Genomic DNA, 24,934 nt, shown 5'->3' with positions numbered 1-24,934 from the left:
CACTTGAACCCGTGAGTATCTCTACGAAGGTCCGGCGCCCGACGGCCGTCGAGGCAGCATTCTGGCTGTGGATCGCCAGCGCGTTCCTACTCATACTCTTCGGCCTGATCAATGTCACCAGCGCCTCGTATTCGCTGCGTGAACAATTCACCGATCAAGGCGTATCGGCCGGAAACATCGACATCTACGTCACCTTCGTGCGGGTGTCCGGGCTGGTTCTGCTGTTGACCGGCCTTGCGATCGGCGGCCTCGCCGGTCCCACTCGCGCCGGAAAACCTCTCTGCCGACGGATCCTGGTGATCGTGTCCGGGGTGTTCGCTGTGCTGCAGATCGCGCTGGTCGTCGCTGGGATCAGTACCGTGCTCGCGCTGGTTGTTCCCGTCATGCTGATCTGTGCCTGCGTCGCGATCTACCGCGACACCACCCGAAGTTGGTTCGCCCGTGGCTGACCGTGCTCCTGAAATCGGCCCGGACGTTCTGTACTACGAACCGGGATCTCGGTGGTGGGCCATTGCGTTCGGTCCGATCTTCTGCCTGATCGCCTTGGTCATCGAGCTGTTCACCGGCCCGGTGGTGCATTGGTTCGGTCTGGCGATGTTCGCCGTGATCCTCACCGGCTTGGTGTACGTGCAGGTGATTGCCGCGCGCCGGCATGCGAGCGTGCTTCTGACCGCGACCACGTTGCGTCAGGGAACCGAAGAGGTGCCGATCACCGAGATCGCCGAGGTGTTCCCGGAGTCCGACGACGCCGCCTATGAAGACGAAATGGAGCCGTGGGAAACGGCACGCGCGCTGGGTGAGCTGTCCGGAGTGCCCCGGCGTCGGCACGGTATCGGCTTGCGTCTGACCACCGGGGGATTGGTGCGAGCGTGGGCGAAAGACGATCGGGCACTTCGCGAGGCGTTGAGCCAGGTTGTCACGGTCGGTGTGGAACCGGACGGGTCTGCCGATGATTGAGGCGCAGCCAACTCCGCTCGTCGACGTGAAGACGTGGATCGGTGTACTCGGTATCGTCGCCGCCACGATTCTGGCGGTCGTGTGCTGGCGAGCGGGTACGACGACGTCCGACTTCGGACCGATATTGGAGGGCGCTCCGCCGTTCGAGAGCACGCACTACGACGGTCTCTGGATCTCGGGCGCCGGGTTGTCGATTCTGGTTGCGGGGCTGATGGCCATCGATGTCGTGCGCCGCGTCCGGGTGGGCTTCGTCGCATCGCGGTAGCCCTCATACGGGTAGGGGGTATAGTTGCGGTATGAGTAGTTACAGCCCCGAGCAGGACGATCTGCTCAAACGCCTTCGTCGTATCGAAGGTCAGGTAGCCGGAATTTCACGCATGGTCGCAGACGACCGGTACTGCATCGACGTGCTCACCCAGGTGTCCGCCGCGACGAGCGCGTTGCAGTCCGTATCCCTGAAGCTTCTCGACGCGCACCTTGCGGGTTGCGTCGTCGAAGCTGCCAAGCAGGGTGGTCCGGAAGCAGACGTCAAGATCAAGGAAGCTCAGGCGGCCATCGCTCGCCTCGTTCGTTCGTAAGGTGCCGGTCCGTCACTCCGTGATGGACCGCGCGAGCGCCCGGGCGGAGAAGCTCACGAAGTACTCGGGTGTGACTTCTTTGGCGATGTTGATGACGATGGTGTCCGACAGGCCTTTGAGTCCGGAGAGCACGAGATGGATCAACGCGGGGTCGTCGATCAACCGGCTCCCTTCGGCTGCAGCAGATTCGGTGAGCGCTCGAATCAATGCCGAGTTGTAGACCGCTACGGATGCGTGAAGTTCCCGCATGCTTTCTCGGTCGGACCCGGCCATGCCTTCGATGTCGCGCCAGGTGGTGGTGAGTCGACCCACCCGTTCCCAGTGCCGAGCAAATTCGGAAATCATGGACTCGAGTAAGGCGCTCAGTCCCTGCTTGCGGGGGAGCGAGTTCACGAAGTCCGCCATTTCCAGCTGACTTTCGCTGAGGAGGGCGGCGAAGATGTCCTGCTTGTCGACGAAGTACTGGTAGATCAGTCCGGTGCTGGTGCCGGCTCGTTTAGCGACCGCGCGGATGGTGAGTGCGGAGTAGCCTCCTTCGTCCAGAAGCGAGATCGCCGCGTCGAGTGTTCGGCGCCGACGCACTTCGGCGTCACCGTAGATCGACTTGCTGCTGGCACTGCTCATTTGATCACCGTAGTCGCGGTGGTCGGCATCCTCAATTCACATCGAACACTGTTCGTTATTGAACGCCACCCAGAATCCAATGTGACTCAGATCATAGAATGAACATTGTTCGAAATAGAATGAACATCGTTCATTCTGGTGTTACGGTATGGCGCAGACCACATCGAGGCCAGTGCAAAGCGCTGGACACTCTGCGGTCGGCCTGACCTTTCTTCCCGTATCGATCGGGAGGTCTACACAGTTGTGGAGTACCTATGACACGCACTAACGATGAACGCGCGGCGATCGACATCGCCGCTGCGGCGGGAGAACTTCTGCTCGACCATCGGAAATCCCTCGGCGAAAACGACGGTGATGTCGCGACTTTCAAGAACGCGGCCGATCGGCTCAGTCACGAATTCATCGTCGCCGAACTTGCCCGACGCTTTCCTGCGGATGCAGTGCTGTCGGAGGAAGGGGCTGACGACCTCGCGAGGCTGGCTGCGGATCGGGTGTGGATCGTCGACCCTCTCGACGGCACCCGTGAGTACGGCGAGGCCGGACGATCGGACTGGGCAGTGCATGTTGCACTGAGCGAAAACGGTGTCCTCACAACAGGTGCGGTCGCGATGCCTGCCCTCGGCGTCACCTATTCCAGCAGCGATGATCGAACCGAGCGCGGCGCTTCGACACCGGTGCGGGTCGTCGTGTCGCGGACGCGGCGTCCGGAACCGGTCATGCGCATGGCCGACTCGATGGGCGCGAAGTTGATCGAAATGGGATCCGCCGGAGCCAAAGCAATGGCGGTCGTCTCGGGTGAGGCAGACATCTATGCACATGCGGGCGGACAGTACGAGTGGGATTCGGCGGCGCCGGTTGCTGTCGCACGTGCTGCGGGACTGCATGTTTCGCGTATCGATGGCAGCGAACTGCGCTACAACCAGGAAAACCCGTGGTTGCCGGATCTGCTGATCTGCCGACCCGAACTCGCCCCGAAAGCACTGGAGGAACTGGGCCGATGACCGCGACACTGACGCACCTCGAACGACTCGAAGCCGAGAGCATTCACATCATGCGTGAAGCTGTTGCCCAGAGCGAGAACCCGGTGATGCTGTACTCGGTGGGCAAGGACTCCGCCGTGATGCTGCATCTGGCGCGCAAGGCCTTCTATCCGTCGAAGCTGCCGTTTCCGCTTCTGCACGTCGATACCACGTGGAAGTTTCGTGAAATGTACAAACTTCGTGACAGTACCGCTGCTGCAGGCGATCTCGATCTGATCGTCCACACCAACCCGGACTGCGTGAAGCAGGGGATCAACCCGTTCACTCACGGCAGCGCTGTCCATACCGACATGTGGAAGACCGAAGGCCTCAAACAAGCCCTCGATCACTACAAGTTCGACGCTGCATTCGGCGGCGCCCGCCGTGACGAAGAAAAATCCCGCGCCAAGGAACGCATCTTCTCGATCCGATCAGCTGCGCACCGTTGGGATCCCAAGCAGCAGCGACCGGAACTGTGGCGGATGTACAACGTCCGCAAAGCGCCGGGCGAGAGCCTGCGCGTCTTCCCTCTCTCGAACTGGACCGAGCTGGATGTGTGGGAATACATACGCCAGGAAGAGATTCCGATCGTTCCGCTGTATTTTGCCGACAAGCGGCCCGTCGTCGAGCGGGACGGTGCGCTGATCATGGTCGACGACGACCGGATGCCGTTGCTGCCGGGAGAGACTCCGGAGCTCAAGAGCGTTCGTTTCCGCACCCTCGGCTGCTACCCGCTGACCGGAGCCGTCGAATCGACCGCCACGAGCCTGACCGAGATCATCTCGGAAATGTTGCTCACCACCACTTCCGAACGCCAGGGACGGGTCATCGACCACGACTCCAGTGCGTCGATGGAAAAGAAGAAGCAAGAGGGGTACTTCTGATGACTGTTTCCTCGGATCTGATCGCTGACGACATCGAGGCGTACCTCGAACGTCATGCGAACAAGAGCATGCTGCGATTCATCACGTGCGGCAGCGTCGACGACGGCAAGAGCACCTTGATCGGCCGTCTGCTCTACGAATCGAAACTCGTCTTCGACGACCAGTTGACGGCGCTCGAAGCCGATTCGCGCAAGAGCGGAACCCAGGGGGAGGGGCTCGATTTCGCGCTCCTGGTCGACGGTCTCGCCGCCGAACGTGAGCAGGGCATCACGATCGACGTCGCCTACCGCTACTTCACGACCGAGCGACGCAAGTTCGTCGTCGCCGATACTCCGGGGCACGAGCAGTACACCCGAAACATGGTGACGGGCGCGTCGACCGCCGATCTTGCGGTGATCCTTGTCGATTCCCGCAAGGGGATACTGACTCAGACCCGCCGGCACTCGTATCTGGTCTCGTTGCTGGGGATCAAGCACGTGGTGCTTGCCGTGAACAAGCTCGACCTCGTCGACTACTCGCAAGAGGTCTTCGATGCCATTACCGCGGATTACGCAGGGTTCGCTCACGAGATCGGTCTGGACGGGTTCGTCGCCATCCCGATGTCGGCATACATGGGTGACAATCTCACCGAGCGCAGTGCGAATACCCCGTGGTACTCCGGACCAAGCCTGATCGAGCATCTCGAAAGCGTGGACATCGACGATGCTGCCGCCGCGGCTCCGTTCCGGATGCCGGTGCAGTGGGTCAACCGGCCGGACCTCGACTTCCGCGGATTCTCCGGCCAGATCGTTTCAGGCACCGTATCTCCCGGAGATCCCATCCGCGTGCTCCCCAGTGGAAAGACGTCCACAGTCGAGCGCATCGTGACCATGGGTGGCGACCTCGACGTTGCCGGTGCGGGCCGCTCGGTCACCATCACGCTCGCCGACCAGATCGACATCAGTCGCGGTGATGTGCTGTCCATCGGCGACAATCCGCCGGCCGTAGCCGATCAGTTCGAGGCCTGCATCGTCTGGATGGGTGAGGCTCCCATGCTGCCCGAACGGCCGTTCCTGTGCCAGATCGGTACCGTCACAGTCACTGCGCGCATCACCAAACCGAAACACAAGATCAACGTCAACACTCTCGAGAAGACCGCAACGACTACTCTCGCGCTCAACGAAATCGGTGTGTGCAACCTCAGTTTCGATCGACCGGTCCCGTTCGACCCGTACGTCGGCAACCGTGACACCGGTAGCTTCATCCTCATCGACCGCCTTACCAACGGCACTGTCGGTGCGGGCATGATCACGCACTCGCTGCGTCGATCGGACAACATTCACTGGCAATCCGTCGACGTCGACGAGGCCGCGCACACCAGGCTCAAGGGACACCAACCCGCAGTTCTGTGGTTCACCGGTCTCTCCGGTTCGGGAAAGTCGACCATCGCGAACGATGTCGAGCGTCAACTGCACGCACTCGGCGCGCACACCTACCTCCTCGACGGAGACAACGTCCGTCACGGGCTGAATCGAGACCTCGGATTCACCGAAGCCGACCGCGTCGAGAACATCCGTCGCGTCACCGAGGTCACCCGACTGATGGCGGACGCCGGTCTGATCGTGCTCGCGTCCTTCATTTCACCGTTCGAGGCGGAGCGTCATGCCGCCCGTGAATTGATCGGCGACGAACAGTTCGTCGAAATCTTCGTCGACACCGCTCTTGCCGTCGCAGAGGAGCGAGATCCCAAGGGTCTGTACAAGAAGGCTCGACGGGGCGAGTTGGTGAACTTCACCGGAATCGATTCGCCGTACGAACCGCCGCAGAACCCTGACATTCACATCGACACCAGTGTCACGACGACCGAGGACGCTGCGATCGCGATCGTCGACCATCTCCGCGCCCGCGGAACCATTTCTTGATCCGCCTGAACACGAGGAGCATCTATGCCTGACAGGGCTGAAATAGTTTCTGCCGTAGAGGATTACGTCAAGTGTCTCGGAAGTCACGACGTCGACGGACTGGTTGCGCTGTTTGCGCCCGACGCAGTTCAACACGAACCGCTGGGGGGCCGGACCTACCGCGGAATCGAGGAGATTCGCGAATTCGATACCGCGAACGCGCAGGTCGATTTCACAGTCAGCCTGCTCGGTCCGATTTCGGTGACGGGAAAGTACGCAGCGATGCAGCTTCGGGTGCAGCGCGCCGGTATCCCTGACTTCGCTGCCACCGACGTGTTCGAGTTCGACGAGAACGGCAAGATCATCTCCCTGAGTGTTGTTCTCGATCCGCAGGCGCTGTGCTGACCCATCAGGGCCTGCTGGCAGGCAAGGTTGTCGTCGTCTCGGGAGTGGGCCCGGCGCTGGGTCGTTCGATTGCGATGCAGAGTGCGGCGGCCGGAGCGAAGGTTGTTCTGGCTGCCCGCACACCCGAGCGCTTGGAATCGGTGGCAAGGGAGATTCGAGACCGCGGCGGAATCGCGTTGGCCGTCCCGACGAACCTCACCGACGTCGATTCGATCGCTTCGTTGGCGGAGACAACTGTCGCTGAGTTCGGTGCGGTGCATTGCTTGGTGAACAACGCATTTGTTCAACCCGCGCAGGTCCCGCTCCTGGACGCCGACATGGCGTCCATCCAGTCGGGTATCGACATCAACCTGCTTGCGGCGTTGAACGTGACACGCGCGTTTGTGCCGGCATTGACCGAGGCGGAGGGCTCCGTCGTGATGGTGACGTCCATGGTGCTGCGTAATCAGCTTCCCGGGTTCGGGGCCTACCGCATCATGAAATCCGGGCTCCTGGCAATGGCACGCAGTTTGTCGATCGATCTCGGTCCCAAGGGCGTTCGAGTCAATTCGGTTGCTCCCGGCTATATCTGGGCGGACTCGGTCAAGAACATGTTCGAGAAAAAGGCGGCGGCAGCTGGGGTCGACCCCAAGGTCATTTACGACGAGGTTGCAGCGGGCGCCGATCTGCGCCGGCTACCCGAACCTGACGACATCGCCAATGCCGTCGTCTTCCTCTTGTCCGATTCGGCCAGAGCCATCGCCGGGCAATGTCTCGACGTCAACTGCGGTCACACGCACCACTGATCAACTCATACAAGGATTAGCCATGACACAGGATTACGACGGCATCGGTTCCATCGATGACCTGCACCACGCTGCGCGCGAGGCGGCCGGGTACGAAAACTTCGGCAGCGACAGCTATCTCGAAGGACTTCGAGTTCTCCTCGAGTCGTTCCAGAACGAGGCCGACCTCACTCCTCACGGCAAGGTGATCGCTCGCAAGATGATCGTCGGAGCGCTCGCGGGTCGCCTGACCAGTGAGGCCGGATTCGCGAAATACCCCGAGCACGTCGATGTTCCGATCGAACGCCCGATCTTCGTGGTCGGGTTGACCCGCACCGGCAGCACCGCGCTGCACCGCTTGCTCGGTGCCGACCCGGCGCATCAGGGCGCCGAGATGTGGCTCGCCGAGACGCCGCAGCCGCGCCCCGAGCGCGACAAGTGGTCGGAGAACGAAGATTACGTTCGCTCCGATGCCTTCTACCGTGCTCGCCAGCGCAACGAAGCGGACCTGATGAAGGTGCATTTCATGGGGGCGGAGGAGGTCGAGGAATGTTGGCGTCTGCTGCAGCAGACGCTGCTCTCCACCGCGTTCGAAACTGTTGCGTACGTGCCGAGTTACACGCAGTGGCTGGCGGAGCAGGATTGGACCGAAACATATGCGCGGCACAAGAAGAACCTGCAGTTGATCGGGCTGCACGACCAGGACAGACGGTGGGTGCTCAAAAGCCCGAGCCATGTCTTCGCGATCGACGAGATCATGTCGGTCTATCCGGATGCACTGTTCGTTCGGACCTTCCGGGACCCGTTGACATCGATGGCGTCCACCTTCAGCCTCGTCGAGCAGGGCGGACACGACATGTCGAGGGCCTTCGATCGTCCGGCCATCGGGCGCACGCAACTGGAGTTGTGGGCGCGAGGGAATGCGAACTTCAACAATGCCCGTAGCCGTTACAACCCCGATCAGTTCATCGACGTCGACTACAAGGACTTCATCGCCGATGCGGTCGGCACCGTCGAGAAGATCTACGCGCAGTTCGACCTGCCATTCACTGACGAGGCTCGCGCAGCGGTGGAGGCGTCGCATCAGGCGAGCCTTGCCGAGCACCGTCGTCCGTCGCATCGCTATTCGCTCGCGGATTTCGGCGTGAGCGCTGCCGACGTCGAAGCGAAGTTCGCCACCACACCCTGAAGCCCTCCGGCCCTGTGCGCCTTTTTGGTAGTGCCGACTACCAAAAAGGCGCACAGGGCGAAGCCCCAACTGAAACAAGGAGATTCACATGAATGCTGTTTGGGAAAAGTTCTGCGCAGATCTGCTCGAGGTCGGAAAGGTCCTGGAAGACGAGATCGTCCCTCAGGATCCGCTGACTCAAGCCGAGGGCGTCCGCTACCTGAGTCGGTTGCTTCGGTACGGCACGATCAACTGTGTCGAGTACACCGATCCGCGGTGGCCGCAGTTCTCGTCGGCTCCGAACCCGAACATGATGACGAAGATCGGTGCCGACAACCCGGACAACGTCTACATGCGCGCCAACATTTCCGGTAAGTACAACTACCGGATCATCGGCACCCGAGGCACCGTCCCGCTGATCACCTTCGGCTCGCGCGTCAATCGGTACCACATCGACGGCACCATGCTGCAGACCGGAGATCTGCATATCCACGACCTCGAGGTCGACGAGAACGGCCGTTTCGAGTTCATCGCGAGCGTCGACAAGCCCGCTGAGGGCGCTTGGCTGCCTTTGGCGCCCGACAGCAACCTCATCTCCGTTCGGCAAACTCACCAGGATCGGCGCAACGAGGTCATCGGTGATCTGACCATCGAATGCCTGAACCCGGACGGCGAGTTCGTCCCGCTGAGTCCGGAAGAGATCGGCGAGCGTCTCACCAAGTCCGTCGGGATCGTGAAGGGGATGGCGGAGACCTTCCTGGAGTGGTCGCGCAAATTCCAGCCGCACACCAACGAGATCTTCGACTGGGGACAGGACTACTTCCAGGACGCCGGCGGCGATCCGACGATTTTCTACTTCCACGGTTACTGGAAGCTCGCCGAGGACGAGGCGTGGGTCATCGAGACCGAGGTTCCGAACTGCGAGTACTTCAACTTCGTGCTGCAGAACTTCTGGGTCGAGTCTCTCGACTACAACCGCACGAACATCTACATCAACAATCACACCGCGAAGCTCAACGACGACGGCACCATGACAATCGTCGTAGCGGCGAAGGATCCGGGTTACGGCAACTGGATCGACACCGATTCGCATGCCGAGGGCACATGGGCGCTGCGCTGGATCAAGGCGGACTCGCACCCGATCCCGACGTCCAAGGTAGTCAAGATCTGACACGCCGACGGAGATTGGGAACGTATGTACACCAGGAAGATTAGGTTCGGCCCTCGCTTTGTCGCGCTCGGGCTCGCCGGTGCATTGATGTTGGCCGGGTGTGCCTCCAGTAGTGGGGGCACCTCGGGATCGGTTTCACCGAGCAGTAGTGGCGCAGCTGGTTTTGTGGGCGCCCCAGATGTGGGGGAGCGGATCGACGGCGGTGTTCTCACCTTCGGGTCCTATTCGTTCCCTTCCTCGTTGGACCCCATGAGAACGCAAGCCGCCGGTTCGACCGGCGGAACCGAAATGGCCGCGATTTACGACACGCTGGTACGCAGCGACTCCACAAACGGGAGCTTCGTGCCACAACTCGCGAAGACACTGTCGAACAACAGCGACTTCACTTCGTACACCGTCACTTTGGCTGATGGCCTCACCTTCAGTGACGGAAGTCCGCTCGACGCGGAAGCGGTGAAGTGGAGTATCGATCGATTCGTGGCAGGCAAGGGTGATGTATCGCAGACCTGGCTCAACATCGTGGATCGGATCGAGACGCTCGACGCCACCACAGTCGAATTCGTGCTCGAGCGGCCCTGGCGTCAATTCCCGGCGCTGTTGTCGCTCGGGCCCGGAATGATCGTTGCGCGAAGTTCAGGGGGAGGGGCAGGGTCGGTTTCAGGAACCGGGGAGGGAGCGTTCACACCGATCGGGGCGGGTCCGTTCACCTTGGCCAAGTTCGCCCCGCACGAAGAACTGGTACTCGCCGCACGCACGGATTATCAGGGCGGTAAACCTCCACTGGACACAGTGCGGTTTGTTCCCACGTCGGGTGCGCAGTCTCAGTACGAATCGTTGAAGAGCGGCCAGATCGACATGACGTACATCCTCCGCGACGAGGCCGTGATCGAACAAGCTCTCGACGACGGATACTCGGGTTACCTCAGTCCGACCGGACAGAACGGGATCGGCACGATCAACAATCGCGAGGGCAAGCCCGGGGCCGATGTACGCGTCCGTCAGGCGATCGCCTACGGGGTGGATCCGGCGGCGGTCAATACTCGTGCGAACAACGGATTGGGCACCGCCAGTTCCGATCTGGTCCCGCAGACGTCACGTTGGTTCAACAACACAGCAGGTATTCCGTTCGATCAGGTGAAGGCAAAGGCGCTGCTGGATCAAGCAAAGTCCGACGGGTACGACGGGAAACTCCGCTACCTCACCACCCCGGAGCCCAGCCAACAGGCGACGGCACTGACGGTTCAGGCGTCGCTGAACGCGATCGGTTTCGACGTCACCATCGACTACGCGACCGATGTGACCGATCTGGTTCGACGGGTATACAAGGACCACGATTTCGACATGACCAGAGGTGGCGCTCCGGTCGGAGAAGAAGCGCCGTACCTCAACTTGTACAACAGTATGGCCAGTGATTCGAAGAACAACCCGTCCGGCTTCGCGGACCCGGAGATGGACGCGATGATCACAGCTGTGCAGACGGCATCGACGGACGATGCTGTCCGTGAGGCGATCAGCAAGGTGCAGGAGTACGCCAACGCGACTGTGCCTTACGTGATCTGGGGGCCGGCGTCGGTGTTGACCGCATGGGACGGCAATGTTCACGGCGTCGTACGCAACATCACCGACATCATGTTCTTGGGCGGCGCTTGGATCTCGCCCAACGGCGAAACGGTGGAACGATGAAGTGGTCCTTGGCGGGTGCGATGATCGACGCCCTGGAACTGTGCGAGTTGGCGCAGGTCGCCGAAGAGGTGGGGTTCGACGGAATCGCGATGCCGGATTCCGTGTTCTATCCCGAGCAGGTGTCGGCGCCGTACCCGTACACTGCTGACGGGAAGCGGATGTGGGCGCCCGAGACGCCGATGCCTGATCCGTTCATTGCCATGGCGGCGATGGCGGCCGTCACATCGCGAATTCAGTTCTACACCAACGTGTTCAAACTTCCACTGCGCGATCCGCTGTTGACAGCCAAGCAGGTCGCGACCATGGCCGTGATGTCGAGGAACCGCGTCGCCCTCGGCGTCGGTTTGTCCTGGATTCCCGAGGAATTCACCTTCACCGGTACCGAGATGCGCACCCGCGGTGCGCGTACCGACGAAGCCATCGAGATCATCAAGGCGGTGTGTGCGGGACGTGGGCCGGAATGGGTCGAATACCACGGCAAGCACTACGATTTCGACGCTCTGATGATCAGTCCGGCTCCGGAGATTCCGGTTCCGATCTACATCGGTGGGCACAGCGAACCGGGGTTGCGTCGTGCAGCCAGGCTGGCTGACGGTTGGATGTCGGTGAACGCGACCAATGCCGAATTGGCCTCCGCCATCGATCGCCTCACGGAATTGCGGGTCGAGTACGGTCGTGCCGATGTTCCTTTCGGCGTCAACGTCTCGCCGACGGATGTTCGTGATCTGGACGGATATCGCGAACTCGAGACTCTCGGAGTCACGGAAATCAGAGTGTTGCCCTGGTATCGCTACGGAGTTGACGCCGGTGATCGTCAGGGGCGACTCGACTCCATTCGACGGTTTGCCGAGGAGGTCATCACTCAGTACTGATCGATCAGCGTCTGCATCGCCCGGCCGTAGAGTTTTGCCAACTCGTCGCGATCTGCGGACTGGGGGATGCTCTCGTCGCTGAGGACGCTCAACAGGCCGGACACCTGGGCGGAGACCAGGAGTGCGCGGGTGTACGCGTCTTCACCGTCGAGGCGAGCGGCGAGATTGGTGGCAAACGTGCCTGTCATCTCGCGCAGTCGCTCCCGGATGCGTGGACTGTCCGACGCTCGCATGAGCGCTGTGTACACCGACAGCATCCGGGCGTCGGCCTTGCCCAGGACGAAGGCTGCGATCCGCTCACCGAGGGTGTCGAGTGGGCCGTCGAACTGACCTTCGAAGTAGTCCGCAACCGGCGTGGTTTCCAGGAACAACGCTTCCTTCGATCCGAAATGCCGGATGACCAGGGCCGGATCGATTCCGGCAACTTTGGCGATGGCGCGAACTGACGTGCCACCGAACCCGTGCTCACCGAATAGTTGGAACGCTGCGGCGCGAATCGCCTCGGACGTCGAGGGCTGTTCCCGCTCTGGTGTGTGCTTCGTGGATGTCACGACATCGACCTCTGTGCTCGCTCGCCGACCTCGTTGTCAACGGCGTTGACTCTAACGTGTCAACAGTGTTGACTGTTGAGTCTGTCAACGGTGTTGACAGCTAGATGCGGTTAGTGAAGAGAGTGTGAAATATGACAGATACCGATGTCCGCGTTCCCAGTGAAGAGGTTGTCGATCCGCCGACCAACTGGAAGATGGTGGGCAGTGGACTCGCGTTTCCGCTGTTCTTCGTCATCATGTTCTGCCTGTGTTACGTCAGCGCGTTCCACTCGCCGATGCCGAACCAGGCACCGATCGTGGTGGTTGGTCCAGCATCTGTGACGGCGTCGTTGATCGAGGGAATCGAAGCCACGTCTGGCGACAAATTCGACCTCGTCGCCACAGAGAACTCGGCTGACGCGATCTCGCGCATCGACAACCGTGACGCTATCGGCGCCGTCGAGATCGGTGACACCGTGACCGCACATATCGCCACCGGTGCGGGTGCCTCGACGGTTTCCGTGGTGAGCAGCTTGGCGCATTCCGTCGCGGAGCAGACGGGGCAGCAGGTCACGGTGATCGACTCGGCGCCCGTCACGGCGCGCGACTCCTCGACCGTCGGGCTCTTCTACTTCCTGATCGTCTGCACCCTCGGTGGCTACCTGACCATCACGGTGCTCAGTCAGGTTGCGCCGAGAATGCGGCTGCGAGAGCAGTATTCGATCCTGGCCGGTGCGGCGATACTCACCCCGCTCATAGCCTTCGGCATCACCAGCATCTTCATGCACGCCTTCGGGGCGTCGGTCGGTCAGATCCTGCAATTGCTGGGGATCTCGATGCTCTACACGTTCACCGTCGGTGCGGTGAGCATCCTGCTCAATCGACTGCTCGGCCAAGCCGCGATCTTCGCGGTGCTGACGGTGCTCGTTTTCATCAACTTCCCGAGTTCGGGTGGTGCGATCCCGGTGTCGTTCCTGCCCGGATTCTGGCAGCACATCCATTCGTTCTGGCTCGGATCAGCGGCCATGGAGCCCATCCGCTCCGTCATCTACTTCGATGGGAACGGCGCCGGACCGCACCTGCTCGTTCTGGGGATCTGGCTGGTCGCGGCACTCGGCCTGACCGGACTGCTTGCCTCTCGGCAGTCGAAAAAGACGGCAGCGCAATAAATGTGGTGGGGCCGGCGACTGCCGACCCCACCCGAACCCTTTACTTCAGCCGTACGGCGTCCGTGCCCGGTCCGTCGAGCATCGCGGACCCCAGCAGGATGTCCGGAATGCCGAACCCGTCGATCAGTGTCTCGACGTGGGGGCGCAGGGTGCGGCAACGCTCGTTGATCCCGCGCGTCACGGCCTTCGAACGCTCCACCGACAGATGCCGGTGCTCCATGAACCAGGCCTTGTCCTCCTCGATCACGGACAGTGCGTAGAGGTCGCACACCTCGCCGAAGAGTTCCTTTGCGGTCTCGTCCTCACACGAGTCGATGCCGGCGACGAATGCTTCCAGGATGACGCGCTCGATGTGCGCCTGAGCGGCTTTGAGCACGTGGTCCTGCACGAAGTTGAACGCGTCGAACGGGTTCTCCTCGCGTTTCTGCGCTGCCTGCAATCGCCTTGCCGCAGTGGCGAGTAGGTACTCCTCGCGGTCTTCGAACATTTTCATCTGGGTGCCGCGGTTGAAGAGGCTGCCGTCCTCTTCGTTGTCCTGGCGAGTGTCGACGATCGTCTGCAGGATCTGCTGCGCTGCCGTGCGCTTCTTGACCACGTCGGAGACCGTCGTCGCCGCGAAACGCATCCAGTCGACCGGGCTCATGCCGCGGACTTCGTCGGCGTACGAGGTGAGGAGTTCTTTTGCGACTAACTGCGTCAGAACGTGGTTGTCACCCTCGAACGTGGTGAAGACGTCGGTGTCAGCCTTGAGCGCGGTGAGGCGGTTCTCGGCGAGATAGCCTGCGCCACCACAGGCTTCGCGTGCTTCCTGGATTGCCCGAGTGGCATGCCACGTGTTGGCGGCCTTGAGTCCGGCGGCACGACCCTCGAGTTCGCGCTGCTCCTGCGGGTCCGGGTCGTCGCTGCTCTGAATGTCGTGCATCGCGGCGACCAGTTCGTTCTGTGCGAACTGCAGAGCGTACGAGCGGGCGATCAACGGCAGCAGACGCTTCTGATGGACGAGGTAGTCCATGATCAGGACCTCGTCGTCACTCTTCGGAGCACTGAACTGCCTGCGCTGCAGGGCATATCGACCGGCAATGGCCAATCCCACGCGGGCGGCCGCTGCCGCCGAACCACCGACGGTGACACGTCCACGAACCAATGTGCCGACCATCGTGAAGAACCGACGGTTCGGGTTCTCGATCGCCGAAGTGTACGTGCCGTCCTCGGCGACGTCGGCGTAACGGTTGAGCAGGTTCTCCCGCGGGATGCGGACCTGGTCGAAGACGATGCGGCCGTTGTCGACTCCGGGCAGTCCACCCTTGAGCCCGCAGTCGGACGTCGTCACTCCGGGGAGGTCGTTGCCGGCGTCGTCACGAATCGGCACGACAAAGCAGTGGACGCCCTGGCTTTCGCCTCCGGTGATCAGCTGTGCGAACACTGCCGCGACAGTGGCGTGCTGGGCAGCGCCGCCGATGTAGTCCTTGCGAGAAGACGGAGTGGGGGAGTTGACGACGAACTCGCCCGTCTCGACGTCGTAGGTTGCCGTGGTTTCGAGTTCCTGGACGTCGCTGCCGTGACCGGTCTCGGTCATCGCAAAGCAACCGAGCAGGTCCAGGTCGATCAGCGGCTTGACGTACGCCTGGTGGTGACGCTCGGTGCCGAGGTTTTCGATGGCGCCGCCGAACAGTCCCCACTGCACGCCGGCCTTGACCATCAGGGAGAGGTCGGACATCGCGAGCATCTCGATGCTGGTGACGGCGCCACCCGCGTCGCCCGTTCCGCCGTGAGAGACCGCGAAACCGTTTGCGGCGTAGCCGAGATCGGCGAGGACCCGCATCTGTTCGAGAGCCTTGGAGCGCGCAATGGCGGTGTTGGGTGTGTAGTGCGGAGCAAAACGTTCGTCGTTCAATTCGCCGCGAACGCGCTCACGCACCTCCCGCCAGCGTCCGTCGAGTGTTGTCCTGAGGTGGTCCGCTGTGGTGGCCATGGAACCGACGATAGCGCGTAGCGCACCGCGGGCAACCCGGTTCGATCCCAACCTCACATTCAGCAGGAGCCCGCGGCACCCGCTTCGATTCCTTGGCGGAAGAGTTCCTTCTCGCTCTCGGACATAGCCTGGTACGAAGGGTCGTTCTCGACGATCTTCAGGAAGTCGGCGCCCGCCGTCTGTGTCGACGTGTCGCCGCTCTGAACACGCTGCTGAACGTAGACGGACACTGCCGAACACCCGCCGAGAAACGCCGGGTCGGTGCTCGTTGTCGCGGTGGTTCGAGCCGAGTCTGTGGCGCTCGGCGGCGACGAAACTGTCGCCTTGTCGTCGTTCGAAGCGTCCGAACCACACGATGTGAGAAGAATCGCAGCCGAGACCATCAGCGTCGTCAACAGTCGCTTCATGCTCGGAATCGTCTCACGCGGGGCCCGGTTCGACCGGAAAACTCGCCTCGAGCACCGAAGTCCTACACCCTGTCGTTGTCAGATTCGACAGAACTGGGACACTGGAAGCCGTGACTGTGTCTTCCGGTGATCCCGACGTGCATGCAACGAACTCCGCTCGGCTCTTCGAACGTGCCGGCAACGTGATTCCGGGTGGCGTCAACTCGCCCGTCCGCGCGTTCGGTTCGGTCGGTGGAACACCGCGATTCATTCGCGAAGCATCCGGCTACACCCTCACCGACGTCGACGGGAACAATTACGTCGACCTGGTGTCGTCCTGGGGTCCGATGATTCTCGGGCACGCTCACCCGGCAGTCGTCGAAGCCGTTCGTGAAGCAGCGCTCGGCGGTCTCTCCTTCGGTGCGCCGACCGAAGGCGAAGTTGCCCTCGCCGAGGAAATCGTCGCCCGCGTCGCGCCCGTGGAAAAGGTTCGCCTGGTCAACTCCGGAACCGAAGCCACGATGAGCGCAGTCCGCCTCGCCCGCGGATTCACCGGACGCACCAAGATCATCAAGTTCTCCGGTTGCTACCACGGCCACGTCGACGCCCTTCTCGCCGACGCCGGATCGGGCCTCGCGACGTTCGGGCTGCCGACCTCACCCGGCGTGACCGGCGCTCAAGCCGAAGACACCATCGTCGTCCGCTACAACGATCTCGATGCAGTCGCCGCGGCGTTCGCCGCTAACCCCGGCGCCATCGCGTGCGTCATCACCGAAGCTGCCGCCGGAAACATGGGCGCCGTCGCACCGCTTCCCGGTTTCAACGAGGGTCTGCGTCGTCTCACCCGTGAGCACGGCGCACTCCTGATCATGGACGAGGTGATGACGGGATTCCGCGTCAGCGCCTCGGGTTGGTACGGCATCGACAACGTCGCCGGCGACCTCTACACCTTCGGCAAGGTCATGAGCGGCGGCCTGCCTGCCGCAGCCTTCGGCGGCCGCGCCGACATCATGGGTCACCTCGCGCCGGACGGTCCCGTGTACCAGGCCGGCACCCTCTCGGGTAACCCCGTGGCCGTCGCCGCCGGACTCGCGAGTCTGCGCGCCGCCGACGCCGAGGTGTACGCCAAGCTCGGCCGGAACGCGACCGCCCTCGGCGACCTCATGACCCAAGCCCTCACCGCCGAAGGCGTCGAACACCGTGTGCAGTACGCCGGAACCTTGGTGAGCGTGTTCTTCACCGAGAACACGGTGACCAACTACGACGAAGCCAAAGCCGCGCAGACCTGGCGATTCCCCGCCTTCTTCCACGCGTTGCTCTCCCGCGGCGTGTACCCGCCGCCGAGCGCGTTCGAAGCGTGGTTCGTCTCCGCTGCACTCGACGATCGAGCATTCTCGATCATCGCCGACGCCATGCCGCACGCCGCCAAGGCCGCAGCTGCTGCCGTCAAGCCCTGACACGTTCAAGCTCGAGCAACAACCGCACGCTTCCGACATCCATCTTCTTCAGCGAGGACCCTCGACTGTGACCGACGCCGATCACCCCGACCACACGTCCACCCGCACCATCGTCCACGTCCTTCGCCACGGCGAAGTTCACAACCCGCGCGGGATCCTCTACGGACGGCTCCCGGGCTTCCGGTTGTCGGTGGCGGGCGAAGCCCAGGCTCGTGCGGTCGCGTCGGTGCTCGCCGATCACGACATCACCCACGTGGTCGCGTCGCCGCTGCAGCGCGCACAAGAGACCGCGACGCCGATCGCCGAGGCACACAAGCTCGACATCGTCACCGACGAAAACCTCATCGAGGCAGGCAACGAGTTCGAGGGTCTCAAGGTTGCCGTCGGGGACGGTGCGCTCTCACGTCCGCGTCACTGGTGGAAATTGCGTGACCCGTTCACCCCGTCCTGGGGCGAGCCCTACCTGCAGATCGCTCATCGCATGCTCGCAGCCGTCAACGCCGCACGCGTCGCGGCAGTCGGACACGAAGCCGTCGTCGTCAGCCATCAGCTTCCGGTCTGGACACTGCGTCGATTCCTGCAGGGCGAGCGTCTCTGGCACGATCCCCGTCACCGTCAGTGTGGACTGGCCTCGTTGACCTCACTGGTCTACGAAGGCGACACCCTGGTCGACATCGTCTACTCCGAACCTGCCGGTGCCTCCGACCCGAGAGTGACAGGAGCATGATTTCGCGCCGCATCGCCGCAGCATTCGCAGCCGCTGCGTCGGCGATGCTTCTTCTCTCGTCCTGCGCGACCGGCGACGACGCCGTCGCACAGGGCGGAACTTTCGACTTCGTCTCACCGGGCGGGCAGACCAAGATCTTCTACGATCCACCGTCCGACCGAGGCACCATCGGCAAGCTCTCCGGGCCCGATCTGATGAACGAAGGTCAGAAGGTCGGCGTCGACGACTTCGAGGGCAAGGTCGTCGTCCTCAACGTCTGGGGTCAGTGGTGCGGGCCGTGCCGCGCCGAAGCCGACGACCTGGAACAGGTCTACGAGCAGACCAAGGATTCGGGCGTGCAGTTCCTCGGCATCAACGTCCGCGACGACACCAAGAACAAAGCGCAAGACTTCGTGGTCGACAACAAGGTCTCGTACCCGTCGATCTACGACCCGTCGATGCGTTCGCTGATCGCCCTCGGTGACGGCTACCCCACGTCGGTCATTCCGACGACGATCGTCCTGGACCGCCAGCATCGCGTTGCCGCGGTGTTCCTCCAAGAACTTCTCGCCGAGGATTTGCTGCCCGTCGTCCAGCGAGTAGCTCAGGAAGACGCGCAGTAAAGATGACAACCACGACCACCACGCTGCTGGCAGGCAGCGACACACTGAGTGCCGGTGTGGGCGAAGCGTTTCAGAACGCGGCGTCGTCCGGTCCGCTTCTGCTGGCCCTCGGCGCCTGTGTGCTCGCCGGTCTGGTGTCGTTCGCTTCACCGTGCGTCGTGCCGCTCGTCCCCGGCTACCTGTCCTACCTGGCCGGCGTCGTCGGCGCCGACGCCCCCGCGATCACCGCCGACGAGGCGAGGACCCGGACGATCACCCGGAGCAGCCGCCTGAGGGTCGCCGGTGCGGCCGGACTGTTCGTCGCCGGCTTCACCGTCGTCTTCGTTCTCGCGACCGCGTCGGTGTTCGGCGTGATCTCGACTCTGCTCGTCAACCGCGAGGTCCTGATGCGCGTGGGCGGTGTGGTCACGATCGCGATGGGCCTGGTGTTCATCGGACTCATCCCGGCGCTGCAGAAAGACGTCCGTTTCGAACCGCGTCGTGTGTCGTCGCTGGTGGGGGCGCCGCTGCTCGGGGGAGTGTTCGCGCTGGGGTGGACGCCATGCCTCGGGCCGACATTGGCAGGCGTGATGTCCGTAGCCGCGGGAACCGACGGGATGACCGCCGCGCGCGGTGTCACCTTGATCGTCGCGTACTGCATCGGACTCGGCCTGCCGTTCATCATCTTGGCGCTGGGATCGGCGCGTGCGCTGACCGGCGTCGGCTGGTTGCGTCGTAATGCACGCACCATTCAAATTTTCGGCGGAATCATGTTGGTGGCAGTGGGAATCGCCCTCGTCACAGGCGCGTGGGACCAGTTCGTCGGCTGGGTTCGCGACGCATTTATCTCGGAGGTGACGCTGCCGATATGACAGCTGACGACAATAACGACAACCCGACACCCGTGCTGCCGAAGCAGTCGGTGATCGGTCGAGTCGTTGCACTCGGGCGCAACACCTGGCGCGGGCTCACCTCGATGCGGACCGCACTGGTTCTGCTGTTCCTCCTCGCACTCGCTGCGATCCCCGGTGCCCTGCTGCCACAGCGAACCCTCAACGAGGGCAAGGTCGCCGACTACATCGCCGCGCGTCCGACGCTCGGTCCGTGGATGGACCGCCTCGAACTGTTCGACGTGTTCAGCAGCTTCTGGTTCACCGCGATCTACGCTTTGCTCTTCATCTCGCTGGTCGGCTGCATCCTGCCGCGTTGCGTGGAGCACGCGAAGGCGCTGCGCACCCGTCCGGTGAATGCGCCGCGCAATCTTGCTCGCCTGCCGCACCACACCAAGAGCGTCGTCGACGGCGAGACTCCCGACGAACTTGCTGCCCGGGTGTCGAAAGAACTGCGTGGGTGGCGCGTCGAAACGCGTCGCGGCGATACGAAATCACGACGCGAAGGCGAGATCACCATCTCGGCGGAGAAGGGATACCTCCGCGAATTCGGCAACCTCGTGTTCCACCTGTCCCTGGTCGGATTGTTGATCGCGATTGCCGCGGGCAAGTTGTTCGGCTACGAGGGCAATCGCATCGTCATCGCCAACGACGGCCCCGGATTCTGCACGACTTCGCCGGCAGTGTTCGACTCGTTCGTCGCGGGCCTGAGCCTCGACGGCACCGGCATGACCCCGCTGTGTGTCCGTGTGAAGAATTTCCAGGCCGACTACCTCGAGACCGGTCAGGCCGAGATGTTCACCTCGGACATCTCGTACCAGGCAGGCGACGACCTCGAGTCCGATACCTGGCGGGACACGACCATCCAGGTGAACCACCCGCTGCGGATCGCCGGCGATCGTGTGTACCTGCAGGGACACGGATACGCGCCGACATTCACCGTCACGTTCCCGAACGGTGAGACCCGCACCGAGACGCTCCAGTGGCGTCCGGACGACGCCACGACGTTCCTGAGTAGTGGCGCGATGCGTTTCGACCCGCCGGGCGGCATGTATCCCGATACGGACGAGCGCCGGAAGAACCAGATTGCCATCGAAGGATTGTTCGCGCCCACAGCGCTGTTCCACGGCAACCTGCTGTCGTCGAGTTACCCGGCGATGAACGATCCGGCAGTCGCCATCGACATCTACAAGGGTGATACCGGACTCGATACCGGTAACCCGCAATCGCTGTTCGAACTCAACACCGAACTGATCAATCAGGGCCGACTGGTCAAGCAGGATCGGGTCAATCTGTTCCCGGGTGAGAGCGCGACGCTTGCCGACGGAACTCAGGTGCGATTCGATGGTGCCGTCGACTTCGTCAACCTGCAGGTCTCCCACGATCCCGCTCAGGTGTGGGTACTGGTTTCAGCGTTGACGATGATGGCGGGGTTGCTCGTCTCGCTCGTGATCAAGCGTCGCCGCGTCTGGGCACGTATCTATCCAGATGACGAACGACGTACTGTAGTAGAACTTGGTGGGCTTGCCCGCACCGACCACGCAGGCTGGGGCGACGAGTTCGACCGCCTCGCCGACCGCTTGCTGAAAAGCAATCCGACCACCGCGGTGAACCAACCGCACGCGCAGGAGAACGCCCGATGACAACCAACGAGACACTCGCGCAGTACAGCGACTGGGCCTTCAAGTCCGCCTTCACCGTGCTTGTGCTGGCGTTTGTGCTGCTCATCGTGCAGTACGCGTCGGCCAGAGCAAAGGCGGTTCAGGACAAGGAACTGGTCACCGCCGGCGGAGTCGATGCGTCCGTGCCTGGCAGGGTCGCGGAGACTCCGACCAAGTCGCTCTCGGAGCGATTCGGCGGAATGGGCCGAGCTGTCTTGGTTGTCGGAACGGTACTGATCTTCGCGTCGATCGTGCTCCGCGGATTTGCGACGGAACGATTCCCACTCGGCAACATGTACGAATTCGTGGCGATGGCGTGTGCGGCGTCGTTGCTGGTCGGGCACGTCCTGCTGATCAAGCCGGCGTACCGTCCGATGTGGGTCTTCCTGCTGGTACCGGTTCTGATCTTGATGTTCCTCGCCGGCACGGTTCTCTACGCCGACGCGGCTCCCGTGGTTCCGGCGCTGCGCTCGTACTGGCTGCCGATTCACGTGACGATCGTCAGCGTCGGCTCCGGCATCTTCATGATCGGCGGTATCGCCAGCCTCCTGTTCCTGTTGCGACTGAAGTTCCCGCCCGGTGACGAAGGCACGAGCATCGGCGGCCGGATCGCGGAGCGACTGCCGGACGCCCAGACGCTCGACCGCTTGGCATACAAGAGCACGATCATCGCATTTCCGCTGTTCGGCGCAGGTGTGATCCTCGGTGCGATCTGGGCGGAAGCTGCATGGGGACGCTTCTGGGGTTGGGACCCCAAAGAGACGATGTCCTTCATCGCCTGGGTGATCTACGCGGCCTACCTGCACGCGAGGGCAACGTCTGGTTGGCGGGAGACGAAGGCTGCCTGGATCAACATCGCCGGATTCGTTGCGATGCTGTTCAATCTCTTCATCATCAACATGGTCGTGTCCGGCTTGCACTCCTACGCGGGACTCAACTGATCCTCTCGAGGTACCGTGGGTGGCTGCCGACCGGTCTGTAGGTATCACCGGTGGGTAAGTCAGGGGCGGCGCCAGCTACGATGCAGCTTGGTGAATTACTAGCTGTCTGGTAGCTGCGGGATCGACGAGGGGGAACTGCGAGATGGCCGACAAGATCGAAGACGCCGGAGCAGGATTGTGGGAGCCGGTGCGTCCTGCCGAGCCGACGCGGCGCGAGCTGCGCACATCCGCGCCCGAGCCGTCATCCGACTCGGTTCCCAGTGATGTTCGCAGTCTCTTCGTGGCCCCGGTCGACTCCGGCCCGCTCCAGCAAGTCGCCGGCCAGGCGCCCAGTGCACCTGCCGCTCCGCCGCCGACGACGACCCCAGCGACTCCGGCGGCGCCGGTACCAGGTCCCAAGACTCCGGTCATCCAGTATCCGGCAGCACAGCCGGGCCCGATCAACGGCCAGTTCTCGACCTCGCCCGCGATGCCGATGCAGACCTACGAACCTACGAATCGTGCAGGGTCGGTGCCGGATTCGCGAACTGGCCCTCCGCAGCCTGTCCAGAATTCGCAGCCTGTCCAGAATTCGCAGCCTGTCCAGAATTCGCTGCCTGTCCAGAATTCGCTGCCTGTCCAGAATTCGCAGCCCAGTCCGACCGCGCATGGATCCGCGAGACCGCTCCAGCACCCGCAGGCGCCTTTTGCGCCCGGCGTGCATCCGCCAAATCCCGTGATTCGGCAGTTCGGGCACCCCGGCGCTGCGCCGGTGCAGAACGGCCACGCCCTGCAAAATGGTCAGGCCGTGCCGAATGGGTTGGCCATGCCGATGGCCCCGCCGACAGCGCCACCTACTCGCGCTCCGATGCCGCAGACCGGATTCAACTCGGCTCCGGACAGTCGCTTCGAGTCAGCTCTCCCGATGACTGCGCAAGATCTCTCGGCTGCGCTCCTCGTCAAGCGGCCTGTCCGGCCTGCCCCGGTGGGTGGCTGGCGCAAGGCGCTGTACACGTTGTCCGGCCGATCGGTGAACCTCGGAAACGGTGCAAAGGAGCAGCACCTCGTCGAGTTGACGCGCCAGATCAACCAGCCGCTGCAGGGCTGCTACAAGGTTGCGGTGCTCAGTCTCAAAGGTGGCGTCGGAAAAACCACGACCACTGCGACACTGGGGTCGATGTTCGGCTCGATCCGCGGCGATCGCGTCGTCGCTGTCGATGCAAACCCCGACCGGGGAACGCTGAGCCAGAAGATCCCGCTCGAGACTCCGGCAACAGTGCGAAACCTGCTGCGCGACGAGAACAGCATCGAGAAGTACAGCGACGTCCGTGGCTACACATCGCAGAATCGCCATCGTCTCGAAGTGCTTGCCTCCGACTGCGATCCAGCAGTTTCAGAGGCCTTCAGCGGCGGGGACTACACGCGCACGGTCGACATGCTCGAGAAGTTCTACAGCATAGTTCTGACCGACTGCGGCACCGGATTGATGCACTCGGCGATGCAGGCCATTCTCGAAGGTGCAGATTCGTTGATCGTCGTCAGTTCCGGATCCGTCGACGGTGCACGTAGCGCCTCCGCGACACTTGATTGGCTCGACGCTCACGGTTACAGCAGGCTGGTCGCCACGTCCGTAGCCGTCATCAACGCGGTACGGCCTCGCTCGGGCAAGGTTGATCTGCCCCGGGTCGTCGAGCATTTCGAGCAGCGCTGTCGAGCGGTGAGACTGATTCCGTTCGATCCGCATTTGGAAGAGGGCGCCGAAATCGATCTGGACCGGCTGCGTCCAGGTACTCGGGAAGCGGTGCTGGAGTTGGCTGCGGTGGTTGCGCAGGACTTTCCGGCCTCCCCGTTCGCGTTGCCGGGGCGGTAATCGGATAGCCGGGTGAGCCCGGACGCTACGTCGACGTGTCAGTCGGCGGTACGTCCGGCCCCTCCGTGCGCTTGCGTCGTGTTTGCTGGTTCACATTCCACAGGAATTCGGGATCGTCGTCCGGCCCGCGTACGCCGCTCACCGGGGTACGCGTCGACGGATCGGGCCCGAACGCCTTCCACATCAGAACGATCAATGTCACCAAACCCACCAACGCCAACAGATACAACACGGCGCACCTCCTCAGGGAACTGAAGTCGAGCCTACTCAGTCTCCGGCCCGCTTCACCAGAAGTGGTGCGGACAAGCGTTTCGGCTCAGTGCGCTAGTGCTGTATCTGTCGGGTACTGCAAGATCTGTCGGGTACTACAAGTACTTCGACGTGAGCGAAAGTTGCTCAGTTGTTGTCCGCTTCGGTGGTCAGCGAGCGCAGAAGCTGCATGACCTCGGTCTCACGGAATCGACGATGTCCTCCTGGTGTGCGAAGCGAGCCCAGTCGTCCTGCGTGTGCCCAGCGGGTCACGGTCTTGGGATCGACATGAAACAATGCCGCTACCTGTCCGGGCGTCATGAGTGCGTCTGCGGCGGTATTGAAGGTTGGTGCGCTCATTGTGAGGTCCTCCATGTTGATGTCGAACGTTTGACGAACAGTGATTCCGAACCGAGCAGTGATTCCGAACTTTGGTTCCGAACCGTTGTGTCGACCAGTTGCCAAAAACCTGCGTCGAGTTTGTTTCGAAGTCCTTCGCTCACATTCGACCGTTTTC

At 62.5% G+C, this 24,934-nt stretch carries 27 protein-coding genes; 21 read left to right on the top strand and 6 right to left on the bottom strand.

What is annotated here, in order from left to right:
* The first annotated feature begins 11 nt into the window (after positions 1 to 11).
* Genes CPI83_RS20950 through CPI83_RS20935 form a run of 4 tightly spaced genes read left to right on the top strand, consistent with a single transcriptional unit; the run spans position 12 to position 1,535 of the window.
* Positions 12 to 449: a hypothetical protein gene (locus CPI83_RS20950; RefSeq protein ID WP_019744370.1), complete on the top strand. Its 438-nt coding sequence runs from the start codon at positions 12 to 14 to the stop codon at positions 447 to 449.
* Positions 442 to 957, top strand: a complete 516-nt coding sequence (locus CPI83_RS20945; RefSeq protein ID WP_019744369.1) for a hypothetical protein — start codon at positions 442 to 444, stop codon at positions 955 to 957. The genes CPI83_RS20950 and CPI83_RS20945 overlap by 8 nt, the downstream gene beginning before the upstream one ends.
* Positions 950 to 1,222, top strand: coding sequence for a hypothetical protein (locus CPI83_RS20940; protein ID WP_019744368.1), 273 nt, complete (start codon positions 950 to 952; stop codon positions 1,220 to 1,222). Before CPI83_RS20945 ends, CPI83_RS20940 begins: the two co-directional genes overlap by 8 nt.
* Before the next feature lie 31 nt (positions 1,223 to 1,253).
* A complete protein-coding gene (locus CPI83_RS20935; protein WP_003942012.1) occupies positions 1,254 to 1,535 on the top strand; it encodes a metal-sensitive transcriptional regulator in 282 nt (93 codons plus the stop codon).
* Positions 1,536 to 1,547: 12 nt separating this feature from the next.
* Here CPI83_RS20935 and CPI83_RS20930 read toward each other — a convergent pair whose 3' ends face one another.
* A complete protein-coding gene (locus tag CPI83_RS20930) occupies positions 1,548 to 2,159 on the bottom strand; it encodes a TetR/AcrR family transcriptional regulator (RefSeq protein ID WP_019744367.1) in 612 nt (203 codons plus the stop codon).
* Positions 2,160 to 2,413: 254 nt separating this feature from the next.
* On the opposite strand from CPI83_RS20930, the gene CPI83_RS20925 reads away from it, so the two are divergent.
* The 9 genes from CPI83_RS20925 (at position 2,414) to CPI83_RS20885 (ending at position 12,005) form a co-directional block, all read left to right on the top strand.
* The gene (locus CPI83_RS20925; protein WP_019744366.1) at positions 2,414 to 3,160 is read left to right on the top strand and encodes a 3'(2'),5'-bisphosphate nucleotidase CysQ; all 747 of its coding nucleotides are present in this window, start codon (positions 2,414 to 2,416) and stop codon (positions 3,158 to 3,160) included.
* Positions 3,157 to 4,062 carry a sulfate adenylyltransferase subunit CysD gene (gene cysD / locus CPI83_RS20920; RefSeq protein ID WP_019744365.1) on the top strand — a complete coding sequence of 302 codons (906 nt, stop codon included), beginning with the start codon at positions 3,157 to 3,159 and terminating at the stop codon, positions 4,060 to 4,062. Before CPI83_RS20925 ends, cysD begins: the two co-directional genes overlap by 4 nt.
* On the top strand, positions 4,062 to 5,963 hold the full coding sequence (cysN, locus tag CPI83_RS20915; RefSeq protein WP_097387653.1) for a sulfate adenylyltransferase subunit CysN: 1,902 nt from the start codon (positions 4,062 to 4,064) through the stop codon (positions 5,961 to 5,963). Before cysD ends, cysN begins: the two co-directional genes overlap by 1 nt.
* A gap of 24 nt (positions 5,964 to 5,987) precedes the next feature.
* Positions 5,988 to 6,347, top strand: a complete 360-nt coding sequence (locus CPI83_RS20910; protein ID WP_019744363.1) for a nuclear transport factor 2 family protein — start codon at positions 5,988 to 5,990, stop codon at positions 6,345 to 6,347.
* Positions 6,341 to 7,132, top strand: coding sequence for an SDR family oxidoreductase (locus CPI83_RS20905; RefSeq protein WP_019744362.1), 792 nt, complete (start codon positions 6,341 to 6,343; stop codon positions 7,130 to 7,132). The genes CPI83_RS20910 and CPI83_RS20905 overlap by 7 nt, the downstream gene beginning before the upstream one ends.
* A gap of 22 nt (positions 7,133 to 7,154) precedes the next feature.
* On the top strand, positions 7,155 to 8,300 hold the full coding sequence (locus tag CPI83_RS20900) for a sulfotransferase (protein ID WP_097387652.1): 1,146 nt from the start codon (positions 7,155 to 7,157) through the stop codon (positions 8,298 to 8,300).
* Between the two features lie 88 nt (positions 8,301 to 8,388).
* The gene (locus CPI83_RS20895; RefSeq protein ID WP_019744360.1) at positions 8,389 to 9,450 is read left to right on the top strand and encodes a DUF1214 domain-containing protein; all 1,062 of its coding nucleotides are present in this window, start codon (positions 8,389 to 8,391) and stop codon (positions 9,448 to 9,450) included.
* A gap of 24 nt (positions 9,451 to 9,474) precedes the next feature.
* Entirely contained in the window at positions 9,475 to 11,133 is a 1,659-nt protein-coding gene (locus CPI83_RS20890) for an ABC transporter substrate-binding protein (protein ID WP_019744359.1), read from the top strand.
* Positions 11,130 to 12,005, top strand: a complete 876-nt coding sequence (locus CPI83_RS20885; protein WP_019744358.1) for a TIGR03619 family F420-dependent LLM class oxidoreductase — start codon at positions 11,130 to 11,132, stop codon at positions 12,003 to 12,005. The genes CPI83_RS20890 and CPI83_RS20885 overlap by 4 nt, the downstream gene beginning before the upstream one ends.
* Here CPI83_RS20885 and CPI83_RS20880 read toward each other — a convergent pair.
* Positions 11,996 to 12,556 (bottom strand): TetR family transcriptional regulator, encoded by a 561-nt coding sequence (locus CPI83_RS20880; protein WP_060939068.1) that lies wholly within the window; start codon positions 12,554 to 12,556, stop codon positions 11,996 to 11,998. The two genes, CPI83_RS20885 and CPI83_RS20880, sit on opposite strands and share 10 nt — an antisense overlap.
* Before the next feature lie 131 nt (positions 12,557 to 12,687).
* Here CPI83_RS20880 and CPI83_RS20875 point away from each other — a divergent pair, with 131 nt between their 5' ends.
* On the top strand, positions 12,688 to 13,704 hold the full coding sequence (locus CPI83_RS20875) for an ABC transporter permease (protein WP_060939067.1): 1,017 nt from the start codon (positions 12,688 to 12,690) through the stop codon (positions 13,702 to 13,704).
* A 40-nt stretch (positions 13,705 to 13,744) separates the two neighbouring features.
* Here the strand turns inward: CPI83_RS20875 and CPI83_RS20870 are convergent, their stop codons facing one another.
* Positions 13,745 to 15,676 (bottom strand): acyl-CoA dehydrogenase, encoded by a 1,932-nt coding sequence (locus tag CPI83_RS20870; RefSeq protein ID WP_046379830.1) that lies wholly within the window; start codon positions 15,674 to 15,676, stop codon positions 13,745 to 13,747.
* Between the two features lie 59 nt (positions 15,677 to 15,735).
* The gene (locus CPI83_RS20865; protein ID WP_029254849.1) at positions 15,736 to 16,083 is read right to left on the bottom strand and encodes a hypothetical protein; all 348 of its coding nucleotides are present in this window, start codon (positions 16,081 to 16,083) and stop codon (positions 15,736 to 15,738) included.
* A gap of 110 nt (positions 16,084 to 16,193) precedes the next feature.
* Here CPI83_RS20865 and hemL point away from each other — a divergent pair, with 110 nt between their 5' ends.
* From hemL to CPI83_RS20830, 7 genes are all read left to right on the top strand, one after another.
* Positions 16,194 to 17,519, top strand: coding sequence for a glutamate-1-semialdehyde 2,1-aminomutase (gene hemL, locus CPI83_RS20860; RefSeq protein WP_019744354.1), 1,326 nt, complete (start codon positions 16,194 to 16,196; stop codon positions 17,517 to 17,519).
* Positions 17,520 to 17,586: 67 nt separating this feature from the next.
* Entirely contained in the window at positions 17,587 to 18,246 is a 660-nt protein-coding gene (locus CPI83_RS20855; protein WP_003941868.1) for a histidine phosphatase family protein, read from the top strand.
* Positions 18,243 to 18,848: a TlpA disulfide reductase family protein gene (locus tag CPI83_RS20850; protein WP_003942071.1), complete on the top strand. Its 606-nt coding sequence runs from the start codon at positions 18,243 to 18,245 to the stop codon at positions 18,846 to 18,848. The genes CPI83_RS20855 and CPI83_RS20850 overlap by 4 nt, the downstream gene beginning before the upstream one ends.
* 2 nt (positions 18,849 to 18,850) lie before the next feature.
* Positions 18,851 to 19,699, top strand: a complete 849-nt coding sequence (locus CPI83_RS20845) for a cytochrome c biogenesis CcdA family protein (RefSeq protein WP_003941906.1) — start codon at positions 18,851 to 18,853, stop codon at positions 19,697 to 19,699.
* A complete protein-coding gene (locus tag CPI83_RS20840; RefSeq protein ID WP_021333939.1) occupies positions 19,696 to 21,360 on the top strand; it encodes a cytochrome c biogenesis protein ResB in 1,665 nt (554 codons plus the stop codon). The genes CPI83_RS20845 and CPI83_RS20840 overlap by 4 nt, the downstream gene beginning before the upstream one ends.
* Complete coding sequence (gene ccsB, locus CPI83_RS20835; protein ID WP_047889757.1) at positions 21,357 to 22,319, top strand: c-type cytochrome biogenesis protein CcsB; 963 nt, start codon at positions 21,357 to 21,359, stop codon at positions 22,317 to 22,319. The genes CPI83_RS20840 and ccsB overlap by 4 nt, the downstream gene beginning before the upstream one ends.
* A 142-nt stretch (positions 22,320 to 22,461) precedes the next feature.
* Positions 22,462 to 24,168, top strand: coding sequence for a MinD/ParA family protein (locus CPI83_RS20830; protein ID WP_097387651.1), 1,707 nt, complete (start codon positions 22,462 to 22,464; stop codon positions 24,166 to 24,168).
* A 25-nt stretch (positions 24,169 to 24,193) separates the two neighbouring features.
* Here CPI83_RS20830 and CPI83_RS20825 read toward each other — a convergent pair whose 3' ends face one another.
* Positions 24,194 to 24,400 (bottom strand): hypothetical protein, encoded by a 207-nt coding sequence (locus tag CPI83_RS20825; RefSeq protein WP_019744349.1) that lies wholly within the window; start codon positions 24,398 to 24,400, stop codon positions 24,194 to 24,196.
* Positions 24,401 to 24,564: 164 nt separating this feature from the next.
* Positions 24,565 to 24,777 carry a BldC family transcriptional regulator gene (locus tag CPI83_RS20820; protein WP_003942029.1) on the bottom strand — a complete coding sequence of 71 codons (213 nt, stop codon included), beginning with the start codon at positions 24,775 to 24,777 and terminating at the stop codon, positions 24,565 to 24,567.
* Positions 24,778 to 24,934 lie beyond the last annotated feature (157 nt).

The sequence above is a fragment of the Rhodococcus sp. H-CA8f genome, assembly GCF_002501585.1.
Lineage (GTDB): Bacteria > Actinomycetota > Actinomycetes > Mycobacteriales > Mycobacteriaceae > Rhodococcus_F > Rhodococcus_F erythropolis.
The sequence above is the reverse complement of the archived record's forward strand: the minus strand, read 5'-3'. Positions and strand labels throughout refer to the sequence as shown.

Excerpts from the sequence above, each read along its gene's own strand:
- CPI83_RS20940 (WP_019744368.1), top strand. The coding sequence starts at position 950 with ATGATTGAGGCGCAGCCAACTCCGCTCGTCGACGTGAAGACGTGGATC.
- CPI83_RS20935 (WP_003942012.1), top strand. The coding sequence starts at position 1,254 with ATGAGTAGTTACAGCCCCGAGCAGGACGATCTGCTCAAACGCCTTCGT.
- CPI83_RS20930 (WP_019744367.1), bottom strand. The coding sequence starts at position 2,159 with ATGAGCAGTGCCAGCAGCAAGTCGATCTACGGTGACGCCGAAGTGCGT.
- CPI83_RS20925 (WP_019744366.1), top strand. The coding sequence starts at position 2,414 with ATGACACGCACTAACGATGAACGCGCGGCGATCGACATCGCCGCTGCG.
- cysD (WP_019744365.1), top strand. The coding sequence starts at position 3,157 with ATGACCGCGACACTGACGCACCTCGAACGACTCGAAGCCGAGAGCATT.
- cysN (WP_097387653.1), top strand. The coding sequence starts at position 4,062 with ATGACTGTTTCCTCGGATCTGATCGCTGACGACATCGAGGCGTACCTC.
- CPI83_RS20910 (WP_019744363.1), top strand. The coding sequence starts at position 5,988 with ATGCCTGACAGGGCTGAAATAGTTTCTGCCGTAGAGGATTACGTCAAG.
- CPI83_RS20900 (WP_097387652.1), top strand. The coding sequence starts at position 7,155 with ATGACACAGGATTACGACGGCATCGGTTCCATCGATGACCTGCACCAC.
- CPI83_RS20895 (WP_019744360.1), top strand. The coding sequence starts at position 8,389 with ATGAATGCTGTTTGGGAAAAGTTCTGCGCAGATCTGCTCGAGGTCGGA.
- CPI83_RS20890 (WP_019744359.1), top strand. The coding sequence starts at position 9,475 with ATGTACACCAGGAAGATTAGGTTCGGCCCTCGCTTTGTCGCGCTCGGG.
- CPI83_RS20885 (WP_019744358.1), top strand. The coding sequence starts at position 11,130 with ATGAAGTGGTCCTTGGCGGGTGCGATGATCGACGCCCTGGAACTGTGC.
- CPI83_RS20875 (WP_060939067.1), top strand. The coding sequence starts at position 12,688 with ATGACAGATACCGATGTCCGCGTTCCCAGTGAAGAGGTTGTCGATCCG.
- CPI83_RS20870 (WP_046379830.1), bottom strand. The coding sequence starts at position 15,676 with ATGGCCACCACAGCGGACCACCTCAGGACAACACTCGACGGACGCTGG.
- CPI83_RS20865 (WP_029254849.1), bottom strand. The coding sequence starts at position 16,083 with ATGAAGCGACTGTTGACGACGCTGATGGTCTCGGCTGCGATTCTTCTC.
- CPI83_RS20850 (WP_003942071.1), top strand. The coding sequence starts at position 18,243 with ATGATTTCGCGCCGCATCGCCGCAGCATTCGCAGCCGCTGCGTCGGCG.
- CPI83_RS20845 (WP_003941906.1), top strand. The coding sequence starts at position 18,851 with ATGACAACCACGACCACCACGCTGCTGGCAGGCAGCGACACACTGAGT.
- CPI83_RS20840 (WP_021333939.1), top strand. The coding sequence starts at position 19,696 with ATGACAGCTGACGACAATAACGACAACCCGACACCCGTGCTGCCGAAG.
- ccsB (WP_047889757.1), top strand. The coding sequence starts at position 21,357 with ATGACAACCAACGAGACACTCGCGCAGTACAGCGACTGGGCCTTCAAG.
- CPI83_RS20830 (WP_097387651.1), top strand. The coding sequence starts at position 22,462 with ATGGCCGACAAGATCGAAGACGCCGGAGCAGGATTGTGGGAGCCGGTG.
- CPI83_RS20820 (WP_003942029.1), bottom strand. The coding sequence starts at position 24,777 with ATGAGCGCACCAACCTTCAATACCGCCGCAGACGCACTCATGACGCCC.